The following is a 1253-nucleotide window of genomic DNA, read 5'->3' on the forward strand; positions in this document are numbered from 1 at the left end:
GCCTCGCGCAGCGTCGTCGGCGGGCGACCGATGAGCCGCTCGAGGTCGCCGGTGCTCACCTCCAGCTCGCCGCGGCCGATGCCCTCGTCGGCGCTCGCGAGCACCTGCGCGTAGCCCTGCGGCAGGCCGGCCCCGACGAGGATCGCGGTGAGCTCCTCGGCGGACACCTCGGTGGCGGTCACCTCCCGCCCCGAGACCGAGGCCACGGTGGCGGCGAGCTCGTCGAGGGTGAACGACGGCCCGCCGAGCTCGAGGACCTGACCGGCCGAGTCGTCGGCGAGCAGCGCGACAGCGGCGGCGTCGGCGTAGTCGGCGCGCGTGGCGGCGCTGATCCGCCCGCCCCGAGTGGCCCCGACGACGCCGTGCTCGAGGTAGGTGGGCACCTGCGAGAGGTAGTTCTCGAGGTACCAGCTGTTGCGCAGGAAGGTGAACGGGATGCCGGACTCGCGGATGACTCGCTCGGTCTCGCGGTGCTCGGTGGCCAAGGCCATCTGCGCGGTGTCGGCGTGGGAGATGCTCGTGTAGAGCAGCTGCCCGACGCCGGCAGCCTTCGCCGCCTCGACGACGGCGGTGTGCTGCGGCAGGCGCTGCCCGACCTCGGAGCCTGAGATGAGGAGCACGCGATCGGCACCCTGGAACGCGGCTGCCAGCGACGCGGCATCCGCGTAGTCGGTGACGGTGGTGCGCACCCCCGAGGTGGCGAGCTCGGCCAGGCGGGCCTCGTCGCGGCCGGTGGCGACGACGTCGGTGGGGGAGGCCCGGCGGCGCAGGAGGGACTCGACGACGAGACGGCCGAGCTGGCCGGTGGCTCCGGTGACGACGATGGTCATGGGTGGTCCTCTTTCGCAGGTGGTGCGCAGGTGGTGCGCGGGTGGTCGTCCGGGCCAACCGGCGGAGGGGGCACGTACTTCCCGATGGTTAGTACGCACTTTCAGGTAAGGTACGCACGTGCAGGTAACCCAGCAGGTCAGCGGATTGGGCGCCGTTGACGGGCGACGGATGCCGGTCGCGCATGAGGTGTTCGCGGCCGCCTGCCCCAGCCGGGTCGTCCTCGACCACGTCACGAGCAAGTGGGGCGTGCTCGTGCTCGTCGCGCTTGCCGACGGGTCGCAGCGGTGGAGCGAGCTGCGCCGCCGGGCCGAGGGGATCAGCGAGAAGATGCTCGCCCAGACCCTGCGCACGCTCGAGGCCGACGGCTTCGTGCACCGCGACGCACAGCCCGTCATCCCGCCCCGGGTCGACTACAGCCTGAC

At 72.6% G+C, this 1253-nt stretch carries 2 protein-coding genes; one reads left to right on the forward strand and one right to left on the reverse strand.

What is annotated here, in order from left to right:
• Window positions 1-830: SDR family oxidoreductase (locus tag PLL68_RS05135; protein WP_324532275.1), on the reverse strand; the 830-nt coding region annotated here is incomplete at its 3' end.
• A gap of 169 nt (window positions 831-999) precedes the next feature.
• On the opposite strand from PLL68_RS05135, the gene PLL68_RS05140 reads away from it, so the two are divergent.
• On the forward strand, window positions 1000-1253 hold a 254-nt coding region (locus tag PLL68_RS05140), incomplete at its 3' end, for a winged helix-turn-helix transcriptional regulator (protein WP_502910673.1).

It is taken from the genome of Ornithinibacter sp. (assembly GCF_035443565.1).
Lineage (GTDB): Bacteria > Actinomycetota > Actinomycetes > Actinomycetales > Dermatophilaceae > Fodinibacter.